The organism is Mesorhizobium sp. RCAM 05104 (genome assembly GCF_059683645.1).
In genome coordinates, this window is record NZ_CM185033.1 from 1,184,460 (window position 1) to 1,207,856 (window position 23,397).

The 23,397-nt window shown below is 62.7% G+C and carries 18 protein-coding genes, 1 tRNA gene and 1 pseudogene; 11 read left to right on the plus strand and 9 right to left on the minus strand.

Going from position 1 to position 23,397, the window contains the following annotated elements; genetic code table 11:
• Positions 1-6: 6 nt before the first annotated feature.
• Entirely contained in the window at positions 7-1,011 is a 1,005-nt protein-coding gene (locus tag AC56QP_RS06230) for an asparaginase (RefSeq protein WP_497100636.1), read from the minus strand.
• Between the two features lie 25 nt (positions 1,012-1,036).
• On the minus strand, positions 1,037-2,203 hold the full coding sequence (locus AC56QP_RS06235; RefSeq protein ID WP_489860488.1) for an acetyl-CoA acetyltransferase: 1,167 nt from the start codon (positions 2,201-2,203) through the stop codon (positions 1,037-1,039).
• Positions 2,204-2,402: 199 nt separating this feature from the next.
• Here AC56QP_RS06235 and betI point away from each other — a divergent pair, with 199 nt between their 5' ends.
• The 5 genes and pseudogenes from betI (at position 2,403) to betB (ending at position 8,680) form a co-directional block, all read left to right on the plus strand.
• Positions 2,403-2,993 carry a choline-binding transcriptional repressor BetI gene (gene betI / locus AC56QP_RS06240; RefSeq protein WP_489860487.1) on the plus strand — a complete coding sequence of 197 codons (591 nt, stop codon included), beginning with the start codon at positions 2,403-2,405 and terminating at the stop codon, positions 2,991-2,993.
• Positions 2,990-4,518: pseudogene (gene betC / locus AC56QP_RS06245) on the plus strand (choline-sulfatase). Before betI ends, betC begins: the two are co-directional and overlap by 4 nt.
• Positions 4,518-5,519, plus strand: a complete 1,002-nt coding sequence (locus tag AC56QP_RS06250) for a threonine/serine dehydratase family protein (protein ID WP_489860486.1) — start codon at positions 4,518-4,520, stop codon at positions 5,517-5,519. Before betC ends, AC56QP_RS06250 begins: the two are co-directional and overlap by 1 nt.
• Positions 5,512-7,164 carry a choline dehydrogenase gene (gene betA, locus AC56QP_RS06255; protein ID WP_489860485.1) on the plus strand — a complete coding sequence of 551 codons (1,653 nt, stop codon included), beginning with the start codon at positions 5,512-5,514 and terminating at the stop codon, positions 7,162-7,164. Before AC56QP_RS06250 ends, betA begins: the two co-directional genes overlap by 8 nt.
• 52 nt (positions 7,165-7,216) lie before the next feature.
• Positions 7,217-8,680 (plus strand): betaine-aldehyde dehydrogenase, encoded by a 1,464-nt coding sequence (gene betB / locus AC56QP_RS06260; protein WP_489860484.1) that lies wholly within the window; start codon positions 7,217-7,219, stop codon positions 8,678-8,680.
• Here betB and AC56QP_RS06265 read toward each other — a convergent pair.
• Entirely contained in the window at positions 8,674-10,926 is a 2,253-nt protein-coding gene (locus AC56QP_RS06265) for a mannose-1-phosphate guanylyltransferase/mannose-6-phosphate isomerase (RefSeq protein ID WP_489860483.1), read from the minus strand. The two genes, betB and AC56QP_RS06265, sit on opposite strands and share 7 nt — an antisense overlap.
• A 53-nt stretch (positions 10,927-10,979) precedes the next feature.
• Positions 10,980-11,879, minus strand: a complete 900-nt coding sequence (locus AC56QP_RS06270) for a LysR family transcriptional regulator (protein ID WP_489860482.1) — start codon at positions 11,877-11,879, stop codon at positions 10,980-10,982.
• 101 nt (positions 11,880-11,980) lie between these two features.
• On the opposite strand from AC56QP_RS06270, the gene AC56QP_RS06275 reads away from it, so the two are divergent.
• On the plus strand, positions 11,981-12,874 hold the full coding sequence (locus AC56QP_RS06275; RefSeq protein WP_489860481.1) for an NmrA/HSCARG family protein: 894 nt from the start codon (positions 11,981-11,983) through the stop codon (positions 12,872-12,874).
• A 168-nt stretch (positions 12,875-13,042) separates the two neighbouring features.
• Here AC56QP_RS06275 and AC56QP_RS06280 read toward each other — a convergent pair whose 3' ends face one another.
• Entirely contained in the window at positions 13,043-14,563 is a 1,521-nt protein-coding gene (locus AC56QP_RS06280; RefSeq protein ID WP_489860480.1) for a phosphomannomutase/phosphoglucomutase, read from the minus strand.
• A 196-nt stretch (positions 14,564-14,759) separates the two neighbouring features.
• Here AC56QP_RS06280 and AC56QP_RS06285 point away from each other — a divergent pair.
• From AC56QP_RS06285 to AC56QP_RS06305, 5 genes are all read left to right on the plus strand, one after another.
• Positions 14,760-14,836 (plus strand) — tRNA-Pro (locus AC56QP_RS06285).
• Between the two features lie 576 nt (positions 14,837-15,412).
• A complete protein-coding gene (locus AC56QP_RS06290) occupies positions 15,413-15,721 on the plus strand; it encodes a hypothetical protein (protein ID WP_489860479.1) in 309 nt (102 codons plus the stop codon).
• A gap of 123 nt (positions 15,722-15,844) precedes the next feature.
• On the plus strand, positions 15,845-16,120 hold the full coding sequence (locus AC56QP_RS06295; RefSeq protein WP_489860478.1) for a hypothetical protein: 276 nt from the start codon (positions 15,845-15,847) through the stop codon (positions 16,118-16,120).
• A gap of 223 nt (positions 16,121-16,343) precedes the next feature.
• Positions 16,344-16,556, plus strand: coding sequence for a hypothetical protein (locus AC56QP_RS06300; RefSeq protein ID WP_489863673.1), 213 nt, complete (start codon positions 16,344-16,346; stop codon positions 16,554-16,556).
• 513 nt (positions 16,557-17,069) lie between these two features.
• On the plus strand, positions 17,070-17,414 hold the full coding sequence (locus tag AC56QP_RS06305; protein WP_489863672.1) for a hypothetical protein: 345 nt from the start codon (positions 17,070-17,072) through the stop codon (positions 17,412-17,414).
• Between the two features lie 26 nt (positions 17,415-17,440).
• Here AC56QP_RS06305 and AC56QP_RS06310 read toward each other — a convergent pair whose 3' ends face one another.
• The 4 genes from AC56QP_RS06310 to AC56QP_RS06325 all read right to left on the minus strand — a co-directional run bounded on the left by AC56QP_RS06310 (position 17,441) and on the right by AC56QP_RS06325 (position 22,871).
• A complete protein-coding gene (locus AC56QP_RS06310) occupies positions 17,441-19,060 on the minus strand; it encodes an ABC transporter ATP-binding protein (RefSeq protein ID WP_489860477.1) in 1,620 nt (539 codons plus the stop codon).
• A 17-nt stretch (positions 19,061-19,077) separates the two neighbouring features.
• Positions 19,078-20,199: an ABC transporter permease gene (locus AC56QP_RS06315; RefSeq protein WP_489860476.1), complete on the minus strand. Its 1,122-nt coding sequence runs from the start codon at positions 20,197-20,199 to the stop codon at positions 19,078-19,080.
• Positions 20,192-21,115: an ABC transporter permease subunit gene (locus AC56QP_RS06320; protein WP_256749474.1), complete on the minus strand. Its 924-nt coding sequence runs from the start codon at positions 21,113-21,115 to the stop codon at positions 20,192-20,194. The genes AC56QP_RS06315 and AC56QP_RS06320 overlap by 8 nt, the downstream gene beginning before the upstream one ends.
• A gap of 163 nt (positions 21,116-21,278) precedes the next feature.
• The gene (locus AC56QP_RS06325; protein WP_489860475.1) at positions 21,279-22,871 is read right to left on the minus strand and encodes a peptide ABC transporter substrate-binding protein; all 1,593 of its coding nucleotides are present in this window, start codon (positions 22,869-22,871) and stop codon (positions 21,279-21,281) included.
• Positions 22,872-23,397: the final 526 nt, after the last annotated feature.

Genomic DNA, 23,397 nt, shown 5'->3' on the forward strand with positions numbered 1-23,397 from the left:
ATTGCCTCAGGCCAGGGCGGCAGTCGGCCGAAGCGCACCTACTTTGGCGCCGATCCGGCTTTCGATCGGGGCGTTTGCCAATTCGAGCAACTTCGCCGCCAAGGGCCCGTCCGCGTAGAGCAGCTTAGCAAGGACGGCGGCAGCCATGGCCTCGCCGGCACGGCCGGCGCCGTCATCGCATTTGATCGCTATGCCGAGGCCAAGTTCGGGTATGGCGCTACAGTGAACACCTTCGGCGCCGCCTTTCGCGAAAATCCGACCCGGAGCGGCTTCCATCAAAGCGACGTCAGCGCGGCCGGTGCCAGCAACGAAAAATGGTTCTGCCATGCAGGCCGAAAACAGACGCTTGGCGGCCTTGGCCCGCTCAGGCCCAAATCCGTTTGTCGTGGCCATGCGGGCAAAGCCGAGGGCGAAACTCCTGAGCGGCACCGCGTAGGTCGGGATCGAGCAGCCATCGGTCGCTCGCTCATCGGCGCCATGGGCAGCGCCCGTCACCGCTTGCATGGCGTCGCGCACCATCTCCTGCATGCCGTGGCCCGGCTTGACATAGCCACGGTGCGCAATGCCCGTGTGGACGCAGGTGCAGAGGAAGCCGGAATGCTTGCCGGAGCAATTGTTGTGCAACGCGTTCGGCGTTCCGCCGGCGCGGGCAAGTGCGATCTCGGCGTCATGATTGGAGGGCCAATGTGCGCCACATTCGAGCGCTGCCCCATCCAGGCCGGCCCTGGCCAGCATGGATCGCGCCAGTTCGACATGCGCCGGTTCGCCGGAATGAGACGCACAGGCGAGTGCCAGTTCGCGGTTGCCGAAGCCATAGGCATCGGCAGCACCCGATTCGACCAGCGGCAGCGCCTGAATGGCCTTGACCGCCGAGCGCGGAAACACCGGCTTCGATGTGTCGCCGATTTCCCAGACCGGTTTGCCGTCGGCGTCGAACACCGCGACCGCGCCACGATGCGCGCTCTCGACGATCGCGCCGCGCAGGACTTCGATGAGAACCGGATCTGTCATGAACCCTCCCGTAGATGCGGGCGGTTTATCTGATCCGGTCGAGAATGGAAACGTAGTTGGCGACCGCCGCGCCTCCCATGTTGAAGATGCCGCCGAGTTTTGCGCCGGGCACCTGAATGCCACCCGCCTCGCCAACCAGCTGCATCGCGGTCAAGACATGCATGGAGACACCAGTGGCGCCGATCGGATGGCCCTTGGCTTTCAGCCCGCCGGAGGGGTTGACCGGCAGGCGGCCGTCCTTGGCTGTCGTGCCGTCCAGCGCCAGCTTGGCGCCCTCGCCCGGCTTGGCCAGACCCATGGCCTCATATTCGATCAGCTCGGCGATGGTGAAGCAGTCATGCGTTTCGACGAAGGAGAGATCGTCGAGCGTCACGCCGGCGTTCTTCAGCGCACGGTTCCAGGCCTGCTCGCAGCCTTCGAAGGCGAGGATGTCGCGCTTCGACATCGGCAGGAAGTCCTGCACATGCTCGTTGGCACGGAAGGCGACGGCGCGGCGCATCTTCAGCGCCGTCCCGGTATCGGCAAGGATAAGGGCGGCGGCGCCGTCGGAGACCAGCGAGCAGTCGGTGCGCTTGAGCGGACCGGCAACGAACGGGTTCTTCTCGCTCTCCTGACGGCAGAACTCATAGCCGAAATCCTTGCGCATTTGCGCATAGGGATTGTCGACGCCGTTCTTGTGGTTCTTGGCGGCGATCATCGCCAGCGCGTCGGACTGGTCGCCATAGCGCTGGAAATAGGCCTGCGCGATCTTACCAAAGACGCCGGCGAAACCGGCCGGCGTGTCGCCGTCCTCGGGCAGGTAGGAAGCCTTGAGGAGGTTCTTGCCGATCTCGGGACCCGGCGTCGTCGTCATCTGCTCGGCGCCGACCACCAGCACGATGCGGGCGGCGTTGGCATCTATGGCGCGAATGCCTTGCCTGACCGCCGCCGAACCGGTGGCGCAAGCGTTCTCGACGCGCGTCGCCGGCTTGAAGCGCAGCCGGTCGTCAGCCTGGAGGACCAGGCTGGCGGTGAAATCCTGCGCCGAAAAACCGGCGTTGAAGTGGCCAAGCACGATCTCGTCGACCTCGTCCGGACCGATGCCGGCATGGTCGAGGGCGTCCGTTGCCACCTTGACGATCAAGCCCTCCAGCGTCTCGCCTTCGAGCTTGCCGAAGCGCGAATGCGCCCAGCCAACGATGCATGCGGTCATGGCGGTCTCCATCCTTGGCGCCAGCCTGGCATGTGGCTCATGGCGCACTTCGCGTTTATTGTTCAAATATAAACAATCTTGCCCGCTTCGGGAAGAGCCGGAACCGGACAATCGCTTGGTACAGGCCGAGCCACCACCAATTTTTTTGTTGATTGACCCGTCAATAAAAAATAATCCTGCTTCAAAGGACCACAGCGAAATGCCGAAAGTCGGAATGGAACCCCTGCGCCGCAAGGCGCTCATCGACGCGACGATCTCGGCGATCGGCGAGCGCGGCTCGCTCGACGTGACCATGTCCGAGATCGCCGGGCGCGCCGGCGTTTCATCCGCCCTTGCACATCACTATTTCGGCGCCAAGGACGAATTGCTGCTGGCGACAATGCGGCACATCCTGGCCGAGCTGACTGCCGACACGTTGCGCGCCCTCGGTTCGGCCAGCACCTCGCGCGAACGGGTCTCGGCCGTGGTGGCCGTCAATTTCTCCGACATCCAGTTCCAGCCGGAGACCATCGCCGCATGGCTCGCCTTCTATGTCGAGGCGCAAAAGTCTCCCTCGCTGCGACGGCTGCTCAGGGTCTACGCGCGGCGGCTGCATTCGAACCTGATGAGCGGCCTGACCGGCATCTTGCCCAGAGCCGAAGCAGACCGCGTCGCCGAAGCGACAGCGGCAATGATCGACGGGCTCTACATCAGGCGGGCGCTGAAGGATGGCGTGCCCGATGCAGCGACCGCGATCGCGCTGGTCGAGGACTATCTCGAAATCAAACTCGGCGAGCGGCCCAAACAGTGACAACCAAGCGACCCAATTTCCTGATCGTCATGGTCGATCAGCTCAACGGGACTTTTTTCCCGATGGGCCGGCGGAGTTTCTGCACGCGCCGCATCTGAAAGCGCTGGCCGCGCGTTCGGCGCGCTTCAAGAACAACTACACGGCGTCGCCGTTGTGCGCGCCGGGCCGCGCCTCGTTCATGAGCGGCCAGTTGCCGTCGCGCACCGAGGTCTATGACAACGCCGCCGAGTTCGCCTCGTCGATCCCGACCTTTGCCCATCATCTGCGCGCCGACGGCTACCACACCTGCCTGTCGGGCAAGATGCATTTTGTCGGGCCGGACCAATTGCACGGCTTCGAGGAACGGCTGACCACCGACATCTATCCCGCCGATTTCGGCTGGACGCCCGACTACCGCAAACCCGGCGAACGCATCGACTGGTGGTATCACAATCTGGGCTCGGTGACCGGCGCCGGCGTCGCCGAGATCAGCAACCAGATGGAGTATGACGACGAGGTCGCCTTCCACGCGGTGCAAAAACTCTATGATTTCGCCCGCGTCTCGGACGACGCCTCGCACCGGCCCTGGTGCCTGACCGTTTCCTTCACGCATCCGCACGACCCCTATGTGGCGCGGCGGCAGTACTGGGATCTTTACGAGGACTGCCCTGCGCTCGAGCCCGAAGTGGGCTTCATTCCTTACGACAGCCAAGACCCGCATTCGCAGCGGCTCTATCGAGCCAGCGACTATGACAGCTTCGACATCACGGCCGAACAGATCCGTCGTTCGCGGCGTGGCTACTTCGCCAACATCTCCTATCTCGACGACAAGGTCGGTGAATTGCTGTCGGTGCTGGAACGCACCCGCATGCTCGACGGCACCATCATCCTGTTCTGCTCGGATCACGGCGACATGCTCGGCGAGCGTGGCCTGTGGTTCAAGATGTGCTTCTTCGAGGGTTCGGCGCGGGTGCCGCTGATGATCGCCGGCAAGGGTGTGTCGGCTGGCCTGGTCGAGGCGCCGGTCTCCAATCTCGATGTGACGCCAACACTGTGCGATCTCGCCGGCATCGACATGAGCGCAATTACGCCCTGGACCGACGGCCAGTCGCTGCTGCCCCTGCTCGATGGCAAGCAGCGCACCGCACCGGTGCTGATGGAATATGCGGCCGAAGGCTCCAACGCACCCCTCGTGGCGATCCGCGACGGCCGTTACAAATTCGTCCATTGCGAAATCGATCCGCCACAACTCCATGACGTCGATGCCGACCCGCATGAGTTGAGCAATCTCGCCACCGATCCGGCGCATACCGATCTGGTGGCGGCTTTCATGGCAAAGGTCCGGGCGCGCTGGGACATGGCTGGCTTCGACGCCGCCGTTCGCGCCAGCCAAGCCCGGCGCTGGGTGGTCTACCCGGCGTTGCGCAACGGCACGCACTACCCCTGGGAGTTCCAGCCACTGCAGAAAGCCTCGGAACGCTACATGCGCAATCATATGGATCTCAACGTGCTCGAAGAGCAGAAGCGATTTCCGCGAGGCGAATGATGACCGACCTTCTCGTCCCCTCCCTAGACCATCTCAGGCAGGCCTATGCCGTCACCTCCAGGGCGACGCAGATCACGCCGCTGCTGGAATCGGCCGCACTTGCCCGCGAGACCGGTGCGGCCCGCGTCTTCATCAAGCCGGAATCGCTGCAATGGGCCGGATCGTTCAAGGTTCGTGGCGCCTACTGGCGCCTGAAGCAGCTTTCATCTGACGAAGCAAAGAAGGGCGTCGTTGCCTATTCCTCCGGCAATTTTGCGCAAGGGCTGGCGGCTGCAGGCCAGGCGCTTGGCATTCCCGTTACCATCGTCATGCCGATCGACGCACCGGCCGCCAAGCGCGAGGCCACGGCAGGTTATGGCGCCCGCGTCGTACTCACCGACCATGGCGAGCGCGCGCGCGAGGAAGTTGCCGCCGCCAAGGCACGCGAGATCGCGGAGACCGAGGGGCTTGCCTTGCTGCATCCGTTCGACGATCCCGAGATCGTCGCCGGCCAGGCGGGCGCCGGCCTCGAAGCGCTCGACCAGCTTGAAGCCAAGAACGCCAGGGCGGACCTTTTGTTCTGCTCGGTCGGCGGTGGTGGGCTGATCGGCGGCGTTTCGCTCGCCTTCCACTATTTGTCGCCCGCCACTGAAATTATCGGCGTGGAGCCGGAAGGTTTCAATGGCATGGGCTCGTCGCTGGCGCATGGCAGCATCGAGACGATGCCGATCGGCCCGAAGTCGATCTGCGACGGGCTGATGTCGCGACGGCCGGGCGACGCACCGTTCGCCGCGGTCAAGACCGCGGGTGTTCGCGGCATCACCGTCGACGATCAATCGGTGCGGCGCGCCATGCGGATCGCCTTCGAGCGGATGAAGCTGGTACTCGAGCCGTCGGGTGCGGCGTCGCTGGCGGCGCTGCTCGGCGGCAAGGTGGATGTGAAGGGCAAGACCGTCCTTGTCGTGGCAACCGGCGGCAACGTTTCGCTCGCCGATTTTATGGCGCATATGAACCATGCTTGAAGCGGACTTTGTCATTATCGGCTCTGGCTCCGCCGGCTCGGCCATGGCCTACCGCCTGTCGGAAGATGGCAAGCATTCGGTGATCGTCGTCGAATTCGGCGGCTCCGATATCGGGCCGCTGATCCAGATGCCGTCGGCGCTGTCGATCCCGCTCAACATGAGCCTCTACGACTGGGGCTTTGCCAGTGAACCGGAACCGCATCTCGGCGGCCGTGTGCTGGCGACGCCGCGCGGCAAGGTGATCGGCGGCTCATCCTCGATCAACGGCATGGTCTATGTGCGCGGCCACGCCCGTGACTTCGACCATTGGGCCGAAGAGGGTGCGACCGGTTGGGGCTTTGCCGACGTGCTCCCCTATTTCAAGCGCATGGAAGATTCGGACGGCGGCGAGGATGGCTGGCGCGGTCACGGTGGCCCGCTCCACGTGCAGCGCGGTTCGCGGCGCAATCCGCTCTACGGCGCCTTCGTCGAGGCCGGCCGCCAGGCCGGGTTCGAACTGACCGATGACTACAATGGCTCTAAGCAGGAAGGCTTCGGGCCGATGGAGCAAACCATCCGCGGCGGCCGCCGCTGGTCGGCGGCGAGCGCCTATCTGAAGCCGGCGCTCGGGCGCAAGAACGTGAGTCTGGTCAAGGGCTTTGCCCGGAGGGTGATCATCGAGAATCAACGCGCCATCGGCGTCGAGATCGAAGCTCACAAACAGATTCAAGTCGTTAAGGCGCGACGTGAGGTGATCGTCGCGGCGTCGTCGATCAACTCGCCCAAGATCCTGATGCTGTCCGGCATCGGCCCGGCCGAGCATTTGCGCGAAAGCGGCATTGCCGTGGTCGCCGACCGGCCCGGCGTCGGCCGCAACCTGCAGGACCATATGGAGCTCTACATCCAGCAGGAATCGACCCAGGCGATCACGCTGAATTCGGTGCTGAACCCGTTCTCGAAAGCACTCATCGGCGCGCAGTGGCTGTTCTTCAAGTCCGGGCTCGGCGCCACCAACCATTTCGAGGCGGCCGCCTTCGTGCGCTCGCGCGCCGGCGTCGACTACCCAGACATCCAGTACCACTTCATTCCGGCCGCGGTCCGCTATGACGGCAAGGCAGCAGCCAAGTCGCACGGCTTCCAGGCGCATGTCGGACCGATGCGCTCGAAGTCGCGCGGCTCGGTGACGTTGCGCTCGCCGGACCCGAAGTCGAAGCCGATGATCCGTTTCAACTACATGTCGCATCCAGATGACTGGACGGAGTTCCGCCACTGCATCCGGCTGACCCGCGAGATCTTCGGCCAGAAGGCATTCGACGCCTATCGCGGCAAGGAAATCTCGCCGGGCTCGCACGTGCAGTCGGACGACGACCTCGACGTCTTCATTCGCGACCATGCCGAGAGCGCCTACCATCCTTGCGGCACCTGCAAGATGGGCCGCGCCGACGATATGATGAGCGTCGTCGATCCGGAGTGCCGGGTCATCGGTGTTCAGGGATTGCGGGTCGCGGACTCCTCGATCTTCCCGCGCGTCACCAACGGCAACCTCAATGCGCCGTCGATCATGACCGGCGAAAAGGCATCCGACCACATTCTTGGCCGCACGCCGCTGGCGCCCTCCAACCAGGAACCATGGATCAATCCGCGCTGGCAGGCGTCAGACAGATAGAGCATGATCCGGTGGACGTTCCGCCCAAGCGAAGACGATTTGGAGACCTCCCATGCGCGCCCAGCCCACGGCATCGCACTACGTCAATGGACGCTACATCGAGGACGAAGGCGGCGCGCCACTGCCGGTCATCTATCCGGCAACCGGCGAGACCATCGCCATGCTGCGTTCGGCGACGCCAAACGTGCTGGAACTCGCCATCGAAGCCGCGCGGGCGGCACAACCCGCCTGGGCGCGGCTGAAGCCGGTCGAACGCGGGCGCATCCTGCGCCGTGCCGCCGACATATTGCGCGCCCGCAATGCCGACCTTGCGCGGATCGAAACGCTCGACACCGGCAAGGCGATCCAGGAGACGCTGGTGGCTGACGCGCCGTCGGCAGCGGACTGCCTGGAGTATTTCGGCGGCGCGGTCGCCGCCTACAATGGCGAGGCTGTCGATCTGGGCGGGCCCTTCGCCTACACCCGACGCGAAGCGCTCGGCGTCTGCGTCGGTATCGGCGCCTGGAACTACCCGATCCAGATCGCCGGCTGGAAATCAGCCCCGGCGCTCGCCATGGGCAATGCCATGGTGTTCAAGCCATCGGAAAACACACCGCTTTCGGCGCTGGCGCTGGCCGAGATCTACAGTGAAGCCGGCCTGCCCGATGGGCTGTTCAACGTGGTGCAAGGCTATGGCGATGTCGGCGCCGGGCTTGTCGGACACGATGTCGTCGCCAAGGTTTCGGTGACCGGCTCGGTGCCGACCGGCCGCAAGGTGCTGTCGCTTGCCGCCTCGAAGATGAAGCACGCGACGATGGAGCTCGGCGGCAAGTCGCCGCTGATCGTCTTCGACGACGCCGACCTCGAGAACGCCATTGGCGGCGCCATGCTCGGCAATTTCTATTCAACCGGCCAGATCTGCTCCAACGGCACGCGCGTCTTCGTGCAGAGCGGCATCCACGACCGCTTCGTCGACCGTTTGATAGAGCGAACCAAGAAGATCCGCATCGGTGATCCGCTCGACCCCGAAACCCAGATGGGGCCGCTGGCGTCGAAGGCGCAGCACGACAAGGTCGTCGGCTATATCGGGATCGGCAAGCAGGACGGAGCTGTCCTCGCTTGCGGCGGCAACGTGCCTTCGCTGCAGGGTTTCCAGGGCGGCTTCTTCGTCGAGCCGACGGTCTTCACCGGCGTTACCGACACGATGCGCATCGCCCGCGAGGAAATTTTCGGGCCGGTGATGAGCGTGCTGAAATTCGACGGCGAGGACGAGGTGATCGACCGCGCCAACGACACCGAGTTCGGCCTTGCCGCAGGTGTGTTCACGCGCGACCTGTCGCGCGCCCACCGCGTCATCGCCGAGTTGCAGGCAGGCACCTGTTGGATCAACGCCTACAATCTGACGCCGGTGGAAATCCCGTTCGGCGGCTTCAAACAATCGGGCATCGGGCGCGAGAATTCGCTTGCCGCGCTGGCGCTCTATTCGCAGCTGAAGTCGATCTATGTCGAGACAGGGGATGTGGCGGCGCCTTACTGAGCCGGTTTACCCACTTTCTCCGCCGTCCCATCCAGATACTGGGTCAGCGCGCAGACCAAATGATAGAAGATGCTGGCCGGAACATCCGTCGCCAGCGAGCGGCCGCGTTCGTCGATGCGATCAATCCACAGGCCGAGCGGCGCCGGGTCGATGTGCCAGCGAAACAGCCTGCCGACGCGCGCCTCGATTTCCGGTTTGAGATCGGGACCGCCCGAACCATCGAGCGCAATCGCCGCCTTGACCGCTTCGGCCTGCGGCCAGCTGCGTGATATAAGGTCGAGCGGCAGGCCCTGCCTGGAAACGGCACCATAGGCAAGGCCGGTGGCGCGGTTGAGGCCATTGGCGATGGCCGAGGCATAGAGTTTCCTGGCGAAACCGCTCAGTTCGGCCTGGCCGCTGCGCACGGCGAAATCGACCAGCAGCGAGGCCCATTCGAAATGGTGGCCGGGCTCGGTCCAGGTCCCCTTCTCGCCGGCGGCCGGCTTCCATCCGGCATCGAAATACTCGCCGAGCGTCCAGCTTTCCGGGTCGAAGAAATGGCTGCGGAAGAGGTCGATGATGCGCGCCGCACGGCGCAGATGGGCGCGATCGCCGGTCGCCTGATACCAGGCAAGAAAAGCCTCGAGCAGATGCATGTGCGGGTTGGAGCGCCGCTCGCCCTCGCCGTCGGACGTTTCCAGGAAGCCGGTCATGCGATGATCATCGAGATGCGCATCGAGAAAGGCGAACGTCTCTTCGCCGAGGCGCAAGGCATCGGGATTGCCCGACATATGCGCATGCGCCAGCGCCAACAGCACGCAGGAGTGATCGTAGGCATCCTCGGTTGCGTCGGCGACCGAACCGTCGACATTCAGCGTGCGTACCCAGCCGCCATTGTCGGTGCGGCCCTGCCTGGCCATGAACTCGATGCCATGGCTGATCAAGCGATCGGCCGGACCATCCCAGCCGCGCGCCCTGGCGACGGCGAAGGCATAGACCTGTCTCGCCTGTGTGCGCATGCGCTTGGGCCTCATCAGCGGCGAAGCGTCGAGGCCGAGAGCTTCGTGAAAGCCACCATGGCGTTCGTCGACGCCTGATGTCGACCACAGCGGCAAGGTCTCCTGGAACAGCCAGTGATGCACGCGCCGCCGCCAGGCGCCGCTTTCGATGACGCGGTCATGTGCCGGCGTGAACCGGGTTTCCAGCCGGCCCGATTTTTCGAGCTGCTCGACGATCTTCTTGACGTGCTGGCTATGGCTGACCGGTGCGACGAAAGTGGCGTCGGCGGTGGAGACGATGGCGACGTCCTTCATGCCGATCGCCGACAGCAAGCGGCCATCGCTGCGGATGTAGGAGTTCTGACAATCGATGGCGACGACATCGCCGACAATGACATTGCCCTGGTCATCGGCAGGGCCGACATCGAGCAGCGACTGCCAGGAGCCGAGATCGTTCCACCGGAAGCCGGCCGGCACCATGGCGATGTCTTTTGCCCGCTCCATGATGGCGTAGTCGATCGAGTTCGACGGGATGGCGGCGTAGAGTTCCAGTGGCATGTAGAGGCCGGAGAGATCCGATGTCGCCGCCTTGTAAGCGGCTTCGGTCGCCCGCCAGATGTCGGGCTGGAAAGCCGCGAAAGCGTCGCGCATGGCGCCGGCCCGAAACAGAAAAATACCCGTGTTCCAATAGAAGTTTCCGGCCTGGAGATAGCTCCGCGCAGTGGCAAGGTCCGGCTTTTCGACAAAGCGCGAGACGTCGAAGGTGCCGCCGCTTTCGGCTGCGACCTCGATATAGCCATAGCCTGTCTCGGGCTGTGTCGGCTTGATGCCGAAGACCACCAGCCGGCCGGCGCGCGCAGCCTCGGCACCTGCCTCGACGCTCTGCCAGAATTGGCGCGCGGTGGCGATTTCATGATCGGACGGCACCACCAGCACCAGGCTGTCGCCGAATTCGGACAAAGTGCGAAGCGTCGCCAGCGCGACGGCGGCGGCGGTGTTGCGGCCGACCGGTTCAAACAGCGGACCACCGCCGGCGAGATCGAGGCCGGCCAGGTCGGCATGGACCCGGTCGGCATGGCGCTCCGAGGCGATCAGGAAGATCGGCGTTTCGCCTTCAGGCCTCGCCGCCAGCCGACGCAGCGTCTTGGCCAGCATCGAGCCATCGCCGGAAAAATCATGGAACTGCTTGGGATTATCCTCGCGCGACAGCGGCCAAAGCCGCGAGCCGACGCCGCCGCTCATGACAAAACTGACGATCCGCTCGGTCATTCGGGTCTCGCGCTCACAAGGCAATTGGTGGCCGGTTGCTACCACACAAGCCTTTAAGCGGTGTTTATCCCATTGGAAATGCGTTCGGATGCAAGCTCGATGAATGCCTTGACCAGGGGCGAAAGGTGGCGGCTGCTCGGATAGAGAACATGCAGGCCCCCAGCCGGTGTCGTGTAGCTTTTGAGAACGTGCTGCAACTGACCCTTATGGATCAGCCCTTCGGCGATCGCCTGGGGCAATTGGGCGATGCCAAAGCCTGCGAGCGCGGCCGCAACGACCGCCTGCATTTCATTGGCGGCGAAGCGCCCGGCCACGACGACCGTTTCCTGGCCGCCTGGCCCGTCCAGCACCCAATGAGCGCCCGAGGCCGAGGGGCCGGCGATGACGCATTGATGGTGCGTGAGATCCGCCGGGCTTTGCGGCATGCCGTGCCGTGCCAGATAGTCCTGGCTGGCGCAGAGCAGCCTGTGCGTGGAACCGAGCTTGCGGGCGATCAGCGTCGAATCCTCAAGAATCCCGGTCCGGAAAGCGAGGTCTATACCGTCCTCGACCAGATTGAGCCTGTCGTCGGTAAGGCGGAGCTCGACGTTGGTTTTCGGATATGTTGCGAGAAAGCCGACCACGGCGTCGATGAGGAAATGGCCGCCAAAGCCGACCGGGGCCGAAATGCGGATCGTGCCCGATGGCTCCGTCCTCGCCTCCGCGAGGCGCAGATTTGCCTCCTCTATCGTCCGCAGCCCCTGGCTACTCTGCTCATAGTAGAGACGCCCGGCATCCGTCATGCTGAGGCTACGGGTGGTGCGCTGCAACAGCCGAACGCCGACCTCGCGCTCCAGCGCGGCAACGCGGCGGCTGACCGTCGTCTTCGGCATGGCCAGCAGGCGCGCGGCAGCCGTGAAGCTGCCGGCTTCGACGACACGAGCGAACACGACGATATCGTTGAGATCGAGCATTGTATCCGAGATTGGGACTATGTTTCCCAATTATAGGCAATTATGCATCAATGCAGCAAGCCCTAACTTTGCTCCAGCAGAAACAAGAAGGAGCAGACATCATGACCAGCAAACGAAGCATCCTGGTAACTGGTGCTACCGGCCAGCAAGGCGGCGCGGTCGCCCACGCCCTGTTGTCGAGAGGCCATCACGTCAAGGCACTGACGCGCCAGCCAGACAGCGACGGTGCGCGGCGCCTGGCGTCTGCGGGCGCCGACGTCGTGGCCGGCGATCTCGCTGACGCAGCCTCCATCGTGAAGGCCGCAAAAGACGTCGACACCATGTTCCTGATGGGCAACAGCTACGAGGCCGGGCTGGAAGAAGAAACCCGCCAGGGGATCATCGCCGCCGATGCGGCGAAAGCTGCCGGCGTCGGACATCTGATCTATTCATCCGTTGCCGACGCCGACAAGAAGACCGGCATCCCGCATTTCGAAAGCAAACATCTCGTCGAGAAACACGTCGCCGGCCTCGGCATCCCCTACACGATCAGCGCACCGGTCGCCTTCATGGAGAATGTCGTTGCGCCGTGGTCGATCGGCGCGCTCAGACAGGGCACCCATGCCTTCGCGATGCCTCCGAAGCGCGCCCTGCAGCTGGTTGCCCTGGCGGACATCGGCGCCTTTGTTGCCGCCTTGGCCGAGCGGCGTGAACAGGTGTTCGGCAAGCGCTTCGATTTCGCCGGGGACGAATTGTCCGGCGAAGAGCAGGCGAAAATCCTGTCCGAAGCCATCGGCCGCCCGATTGGCTATCAGGAAATCCCGATGGCGGCAGCCCGCCAGCAAAGCGAGGATGCGGCACTGATGTTCGAGTGGTTCGACCGCGTCGGTTACGACGTCGACATCGCCGCCCTGCGCCGAGATTTTCCGGAGGTCCGCTGGCACAGTTTTGCCGACTGGGCGCGAGCATTCGACTGGAGCGCCCTTGAGCGGACAGCTTCGGCGGCTGCCAACTGATGTTGGAGCGGTTCACCGTTTCAAGGAAACGCAGAACCGCTCTATCTCCCTATTTTGACGCAATTCCAGGGGAAAACCGCTACGCACTTTTCCTGGAGTTGCGCTTTATCTCTTGTTTTGACGCAATTCCGGACGGAAAACCGCTACGCACTTGTCCTGGAATTGCTGTTAGAAAGTCTGGTTGTAGGCCCCTACTTCCGGGCTGCGGCGCAGCACGGCGTCGACGGCATCGAACATCTGCCGGCGACGCTCTGATGAAACCGGGCTTTCGACGACCACGACAAGCTCCGGCTTGTTCGACGAGGCGCGCACCAGACCCCAGGTGCCGTCCTCGGCGACGACACGCACGCCGTTGACGGTTATGAGGTCTGATATCTTCTGGCCGGCAAAGCTGACACCATCCCGCTTCATGGCCTGAAAATCGGAAACCACTCGTTCGACCACGCCATACTTCAAATCGTCCGCGCAGTGCGGCGACATGGTCGGCGTGCCGAAAGTCAGCGGCAGCGCACGGTAGAGGTCGGCCATCGAGCTGCCCGGGTTGCGATCCAGCATCTGGCAGATGGCGATGGCGGTGACCAACCCGTCATCGTAGCCGCGCCCGATCGGCGGGTTGAAGAAGAAATGGCCGGACTTCTCGAAGCCGGCGACGGCGCCGAGCTCGGCGACGCGGCGCTTGATGTAGGAGTGGCCGGTCTTCCAATAGTCTGTGACGGCGCCGTTGGCCCGCAGCACGCTGTCGGTGTTGAACAGGCCGGTCGACTTGACGTCGACGACGAAGGTCGAGCCCGGAAGCTGACTGGAGATGTCCCGTGCGAGCATGACGCCGACCTTGTCGGCGAAGATCTCGTTGCCCTCATTGTCGACGACGCCGCAGCGGTCGCCATCGCCATCGAAGCCAAGGCCGACATCGGCCCCGGTCTCCAGCACCTTGTCCCTGATGGCATGCAGCATCTGCATGTCCTCGGGGTTGGGATTGTAGCGGGGAAAAGTGTGGTCGAGTTCGACATCGAGCGGGACCACCTCGCAGCCGATGCGCTCCAGTGCCTGCGGCGCAAAGGCGCCTGCGGTGCCGTTGCCGCAGGCGGCGACCACCTTCAGCTTTCGCGCGATGCGCTTATCCCTGGTCAGATCGTCGAGATAGGTCGCGCGAAAATCGCGGACGAAGTCATACGAGCCGCCACCGGCAAGGTCGAAATCGCCTTCCAGCACGATCGCCTTCAGCGCGCTCATCTCCTCGGGACCGAAGGTCAGCGGCCGCGCCGCGCCCATCTTGACGCCGGTCCAGCCATTCTCGTTGTGCGAGGCAGTGACCATGGCGACCGAAGGCGTGTCGAGGGCGAACTGGGCGAAGTAGGCCATCGGCGACAAAGCCAGCCCGATATCCCTCACCCGCGCACCGGCGGCCATCAGCCCGGAGACCAGCGCCAGCTTGATCGAAAGCGAATAGGAACGGAAATCATGCCCGGTGACGATATCGGGCCCGGCGCCGAGACGGCGAATCAGCGTGCCGAGCCCCATGCCGAGCGCCTGGACGCCGATCAGGTTGAGCTCAGGCGGCTGTGTCGAGCCCGGATGGCCGAACCACCAGCGCGCATCATATTCGCGAAAGCCGGACGCCTTGATCAGCGCCGAGGTTTCGAATTCGAAGCTGTTGGGTCGGGCCTCGCCAACGATCCTGGGGGTCAAGACTGGAAACTCCGAGCAGTTGGAACACGGCTTGTCGAGGCCGTGGCTAGCACACAAGCCTTTAAGCCGTGTTTATCCCTAAGGAAATCCGGGCGGGCGCGACACGCGTGACGAAAGGAGACGAAATGCGACAGAAGTGCTGCCATTGCCGCTTGCAGGAACGAAGTACGGCGGCTATAAGCCCGCGGTCTGGTCACGGAGTGTAGCGCAGCCTGGTAGCGCACCTCGTTCGGGACGAGGGGGTCGCAGGTTCAAATCCTGCCACTCCGACCAGAAAAACAATGTGTTAGCGCATCCCGACTTTGGCGCTCAAACCGATGGTCCCCATAAGAAAATAGGGCGAGATGACTCGCTTCCTGAGGTCTCATCCGTCGTTGTCAGCGCACTATGCCAGTGGGCATATTGAAGACGCTGACGACGTAGACAGCTGCAGCTCCCCGCCATTGTATTGGCCTCGCAGACAGTCCTCACCGTGTCGGCTTCGACTGGTTACATTCTGCCAGCGACGGACATAGCCGGGGTCGCGCTATCTGAGGCCGAAAAAGCTCAATATCGCTATCACGATGACCACTGCTCCAACGAGCCAAATGATGTTGTTCATGATCTATCTCCTGTTGCCTGAGGAAACCCGTGCCTCTGGCGGAGGGCGCGGGCCAACCAGCCTTTGCCAGTTGATCTTCAGCAGACACCAAACCCTGGTGTCGGGTGTACGGGTAGAACTATCAGGTGCATCTAACGTTCCACCGTTTGGCAAGATTGCGAACTTGCCCTGGTGAATTGCATTTATATTAGCAATAACGCATGTTTCGTTTGGCGCCAGTGACAGGATGCCGGCAACCCGGAGCCACAATGCGCAAATTGGTTTTCGCGGCAGCAGTAGCGCTTGCCTGCTACGGCGCTCCATCCCAGGCTGACGACGAGCGGTCATGCGAAATCGTGGCATCGGCCGCGCAGCTCTCCGGGAAGACCAACTGTAGAGAAGGCGATATCGCCACCATCTCCGGAATGAGCACCAAAAACCTGCCGGTGGCAGTGGCCAGATATTGCGATTTCTGGGGGCAGATCGTTGTGCTGCCCGATGTGGGCGTGACCGATGCATCGGGCCACATCGTTCTTTGCAAGTACCATCAGCGAGGGGCAGCCCCTCCTCAGCCATAGGCGTTGCGATCGCACCTCCTTTGCCTTGCCGCAAGTGTTCGGGCCGGCCCTCGGAAGACCGGAACCAAACTGGCCAGTGGCAGTTACCCGACGAAGGGTTAGTTAAGAAATGGAAAAACTGAAATGAAAACAATGATCATGTGCGCTTTGGCGCTTTCCATGGCATTACCGGCCGTAGCTTCGGCATCCCAGGCTGATGTGGTTATCAGGACGCACCATCGACACCACGGCAACGTCAAGATCATCAACGAGGACGGCCAGCGCCTGCACCACCGCCGCCACGGTAGCGTTGCGTTCTACGACCATGGCCGCCGGCATCATCGTCCGGATACCGTCATTGTGACAGGCTCCGTCCACCGTCACCATCATCCCGTGGTGATCGAGAACAACGACTACTGAACCGACCCGGCCCGGCTCTTCGACTGAGGTCGGGCCCATCTTGAGGGTCTCGCTTGTCGCACAGGAGCGGCAGGCGGAGCCGATGTTCGGACCATTGCGTTTCGCGATCAGACCAAGTCCCGCGCCCCGCCGATTGAAGCCTGGTTTGGGAACGATTGTGCTTGCCCCGAGTTCCGTGGTTGGGCGTGAAGACACAATCAGATGAAATGGATGAGCCATGACCATGTCGAACAGTGAGACTCCAAGATCCCACGCCCTGGGAATGCGCGTGGCTGACCTCAAGGCCAAGATGCAGGAAGCCCGGATTACCGTGGGCGAAATGAAGACCTTCCAGAAAGTCGCGGCCATCATGGAGGGCGGTCAGGGACGAATTGGTGGCGACGACCTGATTGCCGTATCCTTCGTTGCCGACACGCTGCTGGACAAGAAGCCCTGAGCGACCACGCCAGCAATTAGCAGACCTTTTTGATTCCCATGCGAAGTGCCCGGGTCGCTGGCGACCCGGTGGCTGCCTCGCGTACAGATTGCCGCTATCGGGCCCTCTGCGTCGGCTGCTCGGATCAGTCACCACGGCTGCCGGATCCGAGCGCCGACCGACATTGCTCAGACAGCGCTCGCACGTAGCGCCCCCACGACTTTCGTCGCCGAGGCAGTTCCAGCGGGACCAGAGCGAACCACTGAACTTACCTGCTCCAAGCCGGAGATCACCAAAACGCGAAAAGCCCGCCCCGACCTCAGCCGAGACGGGCTCTCTCCGTTTTCCAGTGATTGAGTTGAAACACTCGACGGGTACTAACTTCGGGTGACCGAGAACGTTCCTGGACTAGGTAACCCATGAGTGTTCAGGCCGCCATTCCATCGCGATGGCAGACTTTGACGAAAATGGCTGTCGGCTCTAGGTAGTGCGATGGCTATGATGGAGCCAGTGAAACTGGCGAGCCGGGTGGACATGACTCTGATTTCAACGACGGCCTCGCGCCCGGTTCTGGTAGTTGCGCTGCTTCTCGTTGCCGGCTGCTCATCGATCGGCAAAACCGTCGATCCGGCGAAATATGAAAGCATGAACTGCACCGAGCTCAACAGCGCGCTGGGAAGCATTGCCCGCGACATCTCGCAAACCGCAATGACTCGCGGCAAGGTCGCAAACACCAGCGTTCCAAACTGGCTGCTGGGTGGGTCTCGCGTGAAGACTGCCGTAGCAAATCGTGAAACGGCCAGGATCGACAAGCTCAAGCGGCAGCAAGACGCCATTGTCAGCGTGCGCGCACGAAAGTGCGCGAAGTCAACGGACTGAGGCGCTGCCTGGGTGCCTGGCGGCGTTCAGGCACTCAGCCGAAACCGCGTCACATCGATCGCGGCGGCCATCAGCGTCTGGGTGTAAACGTGCTGCGGATTGCTGAAGATAGCCTCGGTCGGCCCCTCCTCGACGATCTTGCCCTGTTTCATGACGATGATGTAGTCGGCCATGGCGCGCACGACCGAAAGATCGTGGCTGATGAACAGATAGGACAGTTCGTGGTCGGTCTGCAGTTTGCGCAGCAATTCGACGATCTGTTTCTGTACCGAGCGGTCAAGCGCCGAGGTCGGCTCGTCCAGCACCACGAGCTTGGGCTTCAGGATCATGGCCCTCGCGATGGCGATGCGCTGCCGTTGCCCGCCGGAAAATTCATGCGGATAGCGGTTGCGCGCGTTGGGATCGAGGCCGACCTCGAGCAAGGCTTCGACCGCGCGTTGATCGCGCTGCTTGCCCGAAAGGTTCGGCTCGTGCACCAGAAGTCCTTCCGTGACGACCTGGCCGACGGTCATGCGTGGCGACAGCGAGCCGAACGGATCCTGGAAGACAAGTTGCATCTCGCGCCGCAGCGGCCGCATCGCCTGCCGGTCGGCAGTGGAAATGTCGCGATCGCCGAAACGGATGAGGCCGTCGCTCGGCAACAGCCGCAGCAGGGCGCGGCCAAGCGTCGATTTGCCGGAGCCCGATTCACCGACAATGCCGATGGTCTGGTTGCGTTGCAGCCGGATCGAGATGTGGTCGACAGCACGCAGCATCAGCGGCTCGCCGGCGAGAAAACCGCCGCCGATCCTGAAGGTTACTTCGACATTCCTGCCTTCGAGCAGCACGGGCGCGTTGGCGGGCGGCGCCGCCTTGCGGCCAGTAGGCTCGGCCGCCAGCAGCATCTTGGTGTAGGCATGCTGGGGGTTGACGAAGATGGCTTCCGCCTCACCCTCCTCGACAACCTCGCCCTGGCGCATGACATAGACCCGGTCGGCGAAGCGGCGAACAATGCCGAGATCGTGCGTGATGAAGACGATCGCCATACCGAGCTTGCGCTGCAATTCGGCCAGAAGCATCAGGATCTGCGCCTGGATGGTCACGTCGAGCGCCGTCGTCGGCTCGTCCGCGATCAATATGTCGGGGTCGTTGGCGAGCGCCATGGCGATCATGACGCGCTGACGCTGGCCGCCGGACATTTCGTGCGGATAGGATTTCATCCGCCGCTCGGGATCCGGAATATGCACAAGTCGCAGCAGCTTTAGCGCCTCCTCATGCGCCTCGGCCGCACCCAGCCCGCGGTGCCGGCGGATCGGTTCGATCAGCTGGTTGCCGATCGAATAGAGCGGGTCGAGCGAGGTCATCGGCTCCTGGAAGATCATGCTGATCTTGGCGCCGCGGACCTTGTTCAACTCGGACTTGCTCAGTGTCAGAAGGTTGCGGCCGCGGTAGTCGACACTGCCGGTGGCTTCGCCATTCGAGGCCAGCAGGCTCATCGCCGCCATCATCGTCTGGCTTTTGCCGGATCCGGATTCGCCGACCACGGCCACCGTCTCGCCCGCGTTGACGTGGATGTTGATGCCCTTCACCGCCTCGACCGCGCCATCGAGCGTGCGGAAGCGGACGCGCAGGTCCCTGACGCTGAGGATCGTTTCAGAAGCAGCCATGTCAGCGATCCCCATCTTTATCGATCTCTCGGGTCGAGTGCGTCGCGCAGGCCGTCGCCGACAAAGTTCAGCGCGAACAGCGTCGAGACGAGGAAGAAGGCGGGAAACAGGAGCAGCCAATTGGCGGTGCCGATGTTCTTGGCGCCGACCGAAATCAGCACGCCCCAGCTGGTCATCGGTTCCTGCACGCCGAGGCCAAGGAACGACAGGAAGCTTTCCAGGATGATGACCTGCGGCACCAGCAGCGTCATGTAGATCACCACCGGGCCGAGCAGGTTGGGGATGACATGGCGGATCAGGATGCCACGCTGGCCGACGCCCATCGCCTCCGCCGCCTGGACATACTCCTGGCGGCGGATCGACAGCGCCTGGCCGCGCACGATACGCGCCATGTCGAGCCACAGCACGGCTCCGACGGCCAGGAACATCAGCACGAAGTTGCGGCCGAAGAACACCACCAGCATGATGACGAAGAAGATGAAGGGCAGCGAATAGAGCACGTCGACGATGCGCATCATCACCTCGTCGACCTTGCCGCCGGCAAAGCCGGCCGCGGCACCATAGAGCACGCCGATCACCACCGCCACGACGCCGGCAAGCAGGCCGATGGCCAGCGATATGCGCCCGGCCATCAGCGTGCGCGACAGGAGATCGCGGCCGGTGTTGTCGGTGCCGAACAGGAAGTACTGCTGCTTGATCGACGCACTCATCGTCACTTCGAGGCCGTCGGGCGACTTGCTCTCGATCTTGGTGTCGTCAAAGGCATCGGAGCGGTCGAGATAACGGATATTGCGGTCGTCGATCGGCTTGGTCGACTTGACGGTAACGAAGACCTGATTGCCTTCCTGATGCCACTCCTTGACGTCGACGCGCATGCGCTTGATCGCCTCGGTGAGCGCCGTCTCGATCATGTCGGGCTTCGGATAGGCCGAAAGGCTCGGCGGCATGCGGACATAGTCGGCATAGATGGTCGTATACTGATGCGGCACGAACCAGGGTCCGAACACGCTGACGATACCGATCAGCGCAAGGTAGTACAGGCTGAACATGGCGGCGCGATTGGCCTTGAGGCGCGCCCAGGCATCGCCCCACAGGGAGCGGCCAACGACGGTGGGAGCTGTGGCTGCGATGTCAGTCATAGCGCACCCTCGGGTCGACGACCGCGTACATGACGTCGACGATCAGGTTGAAGACGATGGTGAAGATGGCGATCACCACCACCGTTCCCATCACCAGCGTGTAGTCGCGGTTGAGCGCGGCATCGACGAAGTAACGACCGACGCCTGGAATGGAGAAGATCGTCTCGACGATGACCGAGCCGGTCAGCAGTGCCGCGGCTGCCGGGCCCGTGAAAGAGACGATCGGGAGGATCGCGCCGCGCAGCGCGTGCTTGACCACCACTGACCAGTCGGAGAGGCCGAGCGCGCGGGCCGTACGGATATGATGGGAGCGCAGCGATTCGATCATCGAGCCGCGCATCAGGCGGGCGACGATGGCGATCTGTGGCAAGGCAAGCGTCAGCACCGGGCCGACCTTGTTGATGAAGGCGCCATCGCCCCAGCCGCCGATCGGCAGCAGCTTCCAGGTCAGCCCGAACAGCAGTTGGATCACCGGCGCGATGACGAAGGTGGGGATGGTGCTGCCGGCGGTTGCCAGCGCAATCACCGTATAGTCGCCAAGCTTGTTCTGGTTGAGCGCGGCAATGGTGCCGAGCACGCTGCCGAGCAGCAGCGCCAGGATCAACGCCGAGGCGCCAAGCTGGACCGAAATGGGCAGGCCCTTGGCAAACAGTTCGGTGACGGTGAAGTCCGGCATGTTGTAGCTCGGGCCGAAATTGCCGCGCAGCAGGTTGCCGAGATAGTGGACAAATTGCAGCCAGAGCGGATCGTTGAGGCCGAACTGGGCTTCGAGATTGGCCCTGATCTCGGGGCTCAGCCCTCGCTCCTGGTTGAATGGCCCTCCTGGCGCGACGCGCATCAGGAAGAACGCCATGGTCACGATGACGAACAGCGTCGGAATGGCGGTCAGAAGCCGCCGGAATACATATCGCAGCATCGGTGCCCCGCTTGATCCGGAGCAACGCGCGTCCATTTGGACACGTGCGCTCCAGCCTTCAATCTTCGCACCGAACTTTCCGAAAATCGATTCCGGTTCCCGGGCCGATGCGATGGCAAACCAGTTCCGCCGCGCACTCAGTGCGCGGCGGCTTGGCCAGGGATCAGTCCTTGCTGACGAAGCGGGACGGATGCACGTCCATCACGTTGTCGACGAAGCCGTGCAGCTTCGAGGAAACGATATCGTGGTAGCTGTAGTAGAGAAGCGGGATCTGGCCGACGTCGTCGACGAGGATGCGCTCGGCCTCGGAGAGTTCCTTCATGCGCTCTTCGGGCTTGCCGCCGGCGGCGGCGGCCTTGTCCATGGCCGCCTCATATTGCGGGCTGTTGTAGTTCGAATAGTTGTTGCCGCTCGCCTTGCGCGAGATGCCGAGGAAGGTCTCCGGATCCTTGTAGTCGGCAATCCAGGCGGCACGCGCCACGTCATAGTCGCCCTTCTGTTCAAGGAAGGAGTAGTGGGTCTTGGTGTCGGTGTTGAGCAGCGTGACTTCGACGCCAAGCGGCTTCAACTGTTCCTGGATGGCGACCGCTGTGTTCTTGTGGTTTTCCGAGGTGTTGTAGCGGATCTCCATCTTCAGCGGGTGCTCGGGCGTGTAGCCAAGTTTCTCGAGGATCTTCTTGGCTGCGTCCTCGCGGTCGATCTGCGGCGTGTCGGCATACTTGGCCATCGCCGGCGTGTAGCCCTCGATGCCGGGAGGCACCATCGAATAGCCGGGCAGCATCGAGTTCTGCCAGACCTTTTCGGCAATGAAATCGCGGTCGATCGCCATCGAGATGGCGTTGCGCAGTTCAGGGTTGTTCCACGGCGCCTTGTCGGTCTTGATCGCATAATAGTAGGTGCCGAGATACGGTCCGACGTGTATCTGATCGCCAAACTTGGTCTTGAGGTCGGCGAGCTGTTCTGTCGGCAGATCGTCGTAGCTGTCGAGTTCGCCAGCCTCGAAGCGCTTCATCGCCGATGAGCGATCTTCGGTCGGAATGTAGTTGACCACATCGAACTTGACGCTCGCGGCGTCCCAGAATTTCGGATTCTTGACCAGCTTCATGTGATCGTTGGGGACCCACTCGGCCAGCGTATAGGCACCGTTCGAAACCAGATTGCCCGGCTTGATCCAGTCGGCGCCGAGCTTTTCGATGGAAGCCTTGCTGACCGGATAGGTCGCCTGGTGGGTCAGCATCTCCAGGAAGTAAGGCGTTGGCGCCTTGAGCGTCACCTCCAGAGTGGTGGCGTCGATCGCCTTGACACCCATGTCCTCCGGCTTGCCCTTCTTGGTGTTGACTTCCTCGGCGTTCTTCACGGGATAGAGCATGGACGCGTATTCGGCGCCGGTCGCCGGATCTTCCAGCCTGTGGAAAGCGTAGACGAAGTCTTCGGCCGTCACCGGGCTGCCATCCGACCAGACGCCGTCCTTGCGCAGCTTGAACGTATAGACGGTGCCGTCATCGGAAACCGTCCAGCTTTCCGCGGCGCCCGGAATGAGGTTTGCCTTCGCATCCTGCATGACCAGTCCCTGGAACAGGTCACGCAAGACATTGGCTTCATACACCGTCGAGGTCTTGTGCGGATCGACCGATTCCGATTCGGCGGCGGTGCCCCTGTTATAGACGCTCTCGGCGAAAGCCGGCGTGTAAAACGCGCCGGCGGCCGCAGCCATGGTTGTGGCGAACACCGTCGCCTTCAGCATGTTTTTCAGCATGAAGTTCTCCCTGTCGGCGCTGCCGTCGGCTCGCCTTTAAGTGTTGACGCCCCGAGACCGATATCTGGCCCCTTTGAGCGCGCCGCCGGTTCCCTTCCGGCGGCTGGTGCCCAGACACTAACGCGGAGATTTATTATTTCAACAGACTCTCTGGTTCACCCAAAGTAAGGCGGCACGAAAGCTGTGCCGCGGCGCCCGAAACACCGCCGAAACCAGAAGCTTGACTTGGTTTCCTCACGTCGACGCCATTTTTCACAGGCCGCATCGGTTTGCCGGAATGTGTCTAAGCGCTCCTGAGCAACCTCAGGTTACATTATGACTACCTTCTGTACGGTTCCCATTCCAGATGCATGGCGACTATGAGTAACATACCAAGCAGACTATCGACAATTCGCCGTAGAATATGGAGATCCCAAGAAGAATCTCGAACTTCAGCGGTCGAATCCGCCTTGCTCTCGCCGCTTTTCATCGCCTTTTGCTCGGAATGGTTGCACACGATACATATTTCGGCGCCACCAATTCGATC

Excerpts from the sequence above, each read along its gene's own strand:
- AC56QP_RS06295 (WP_489860478.1), top strand. The coding sequence starts at position 15,845 with ATGAAAACAATGATCATGTGCGCTTTGGCGCTTTCCATGGCATTACCG.
- AC56QP_RS06250 (WP_489860486.1), top strand. The coding sequence starts at position 4,518 with ATGACCGACCTTCTCGTCCCCTCCCTAGACCATCTCAGGCAGGCCTAT.
- betB (WP_489860484.1), top strand. The coding sequence starts at position 7,217 with ATGCGCGCCCAGCCCACGGCATCGCACTACGTCAATGGACGCTACATC.
- AC56QP_RS06265 (WP_489860483.1), bottom strand. The coding sequence starts at position 10,926 with ATGACCGAGCGGATCGTCAGTTTTGTCATGAGCGGCGGCGTCGGCTCG.
- betI (WP_489860487.1), top strand. The coding sequence starts at position 2,403 with ATGCCGAAAGTCGGAATGGAACCCCTGCGCCGCAAGGCGCTCATCGAC.
- betA (WP_489860485.1), top strand. The coding sequence starts at position 5,512 with ATGCTTGAAGCGGACTTTGTCATTATCGGCTCTGGCTCCGCCGGCTCG.
- AC56QP_RS06310 (WP_489860477.1), bottom strand. The coding sequence starts at position 19,060 with ATGGCTGCTTCTGAAACGATCCTCAGCGTCAGGGACCTGCGCGTCCGC.
- AC56QP_RS06325 (WP_489860475.1), bottom strand. The coding sequence starts at position 22,871 with ATGCTGAAAAACATGCTGAAGGCGACGGTGTTCGCCACAACCATGGCT.
- AC56QP_RS06315 (WP_489860476.1), bottom strand. The coding sequence starts at position 20,199 with ATGACTGACATCGCAGCCACAGCTCCCACCGTCGTTGGCCGCTCCCTG.
- AC56QP_RS06320 (WP_256749474.1), bottom strand. The coding sequence starts at position 21,115 with ATGCTGCGATATGTATTCCGGCGGCTTCTGACCGCCATTCCGACGCTG.
- AC56QP_RS06270 (WP_489860482.1), bottom strand. The coding sequence starts at position 11,879 with ATGCTCGATCTCAACGATATCGTCGTGTTCGCTCGTGTCGTCGAAGCC.
- AC56QP_RS06305 (WP_489863672.1), top strand. The coding sequence starts at position 17,070 with ATGACTCTGATTTCAACGACGGCCTCGCGCCCGGTTCTGGTAGTTGCG.
- AC56QP_RS06300 (WP_489863673.1), top strand. The coding sequence starts at position 16,344 with ATGTCGAACAGTGAGACTCCAAGATCCCACGCCCTGGGAATGCGCGTG.
- AC56QP_RS06275 (WP_489860481.1), top strand. The coding sequence starts at position 11,981 with ATGACCAGCAAACGAAGCATCCTGGTAACTGGTGCTACCGGCCAGCAA.
- AC56QP_RS06290 (WP_489860479.1), top strand. The coding sequence starts at position 15,413 with ATGCGCAAATTGGTTTTCGCGGCAGCAGTAGCGCTTGCCTGCTACGGC.
- AC56QP_RS06235 (WP_489860488.1), bottom strand. The coding sequence starts at position 2,203 with ATGACCGCATGCATCGTTGGCTGGGCGCATTCGCGCTTCGGCAAGCTC.
- AC56QP_RS06230 (WP_497100636.1), bottom strand. The coding sequence starts at position 1,011 with ATGACAGATCCGGTTCTCATCGAAGTCCTGCGCGGCGCGATCGTCGAG.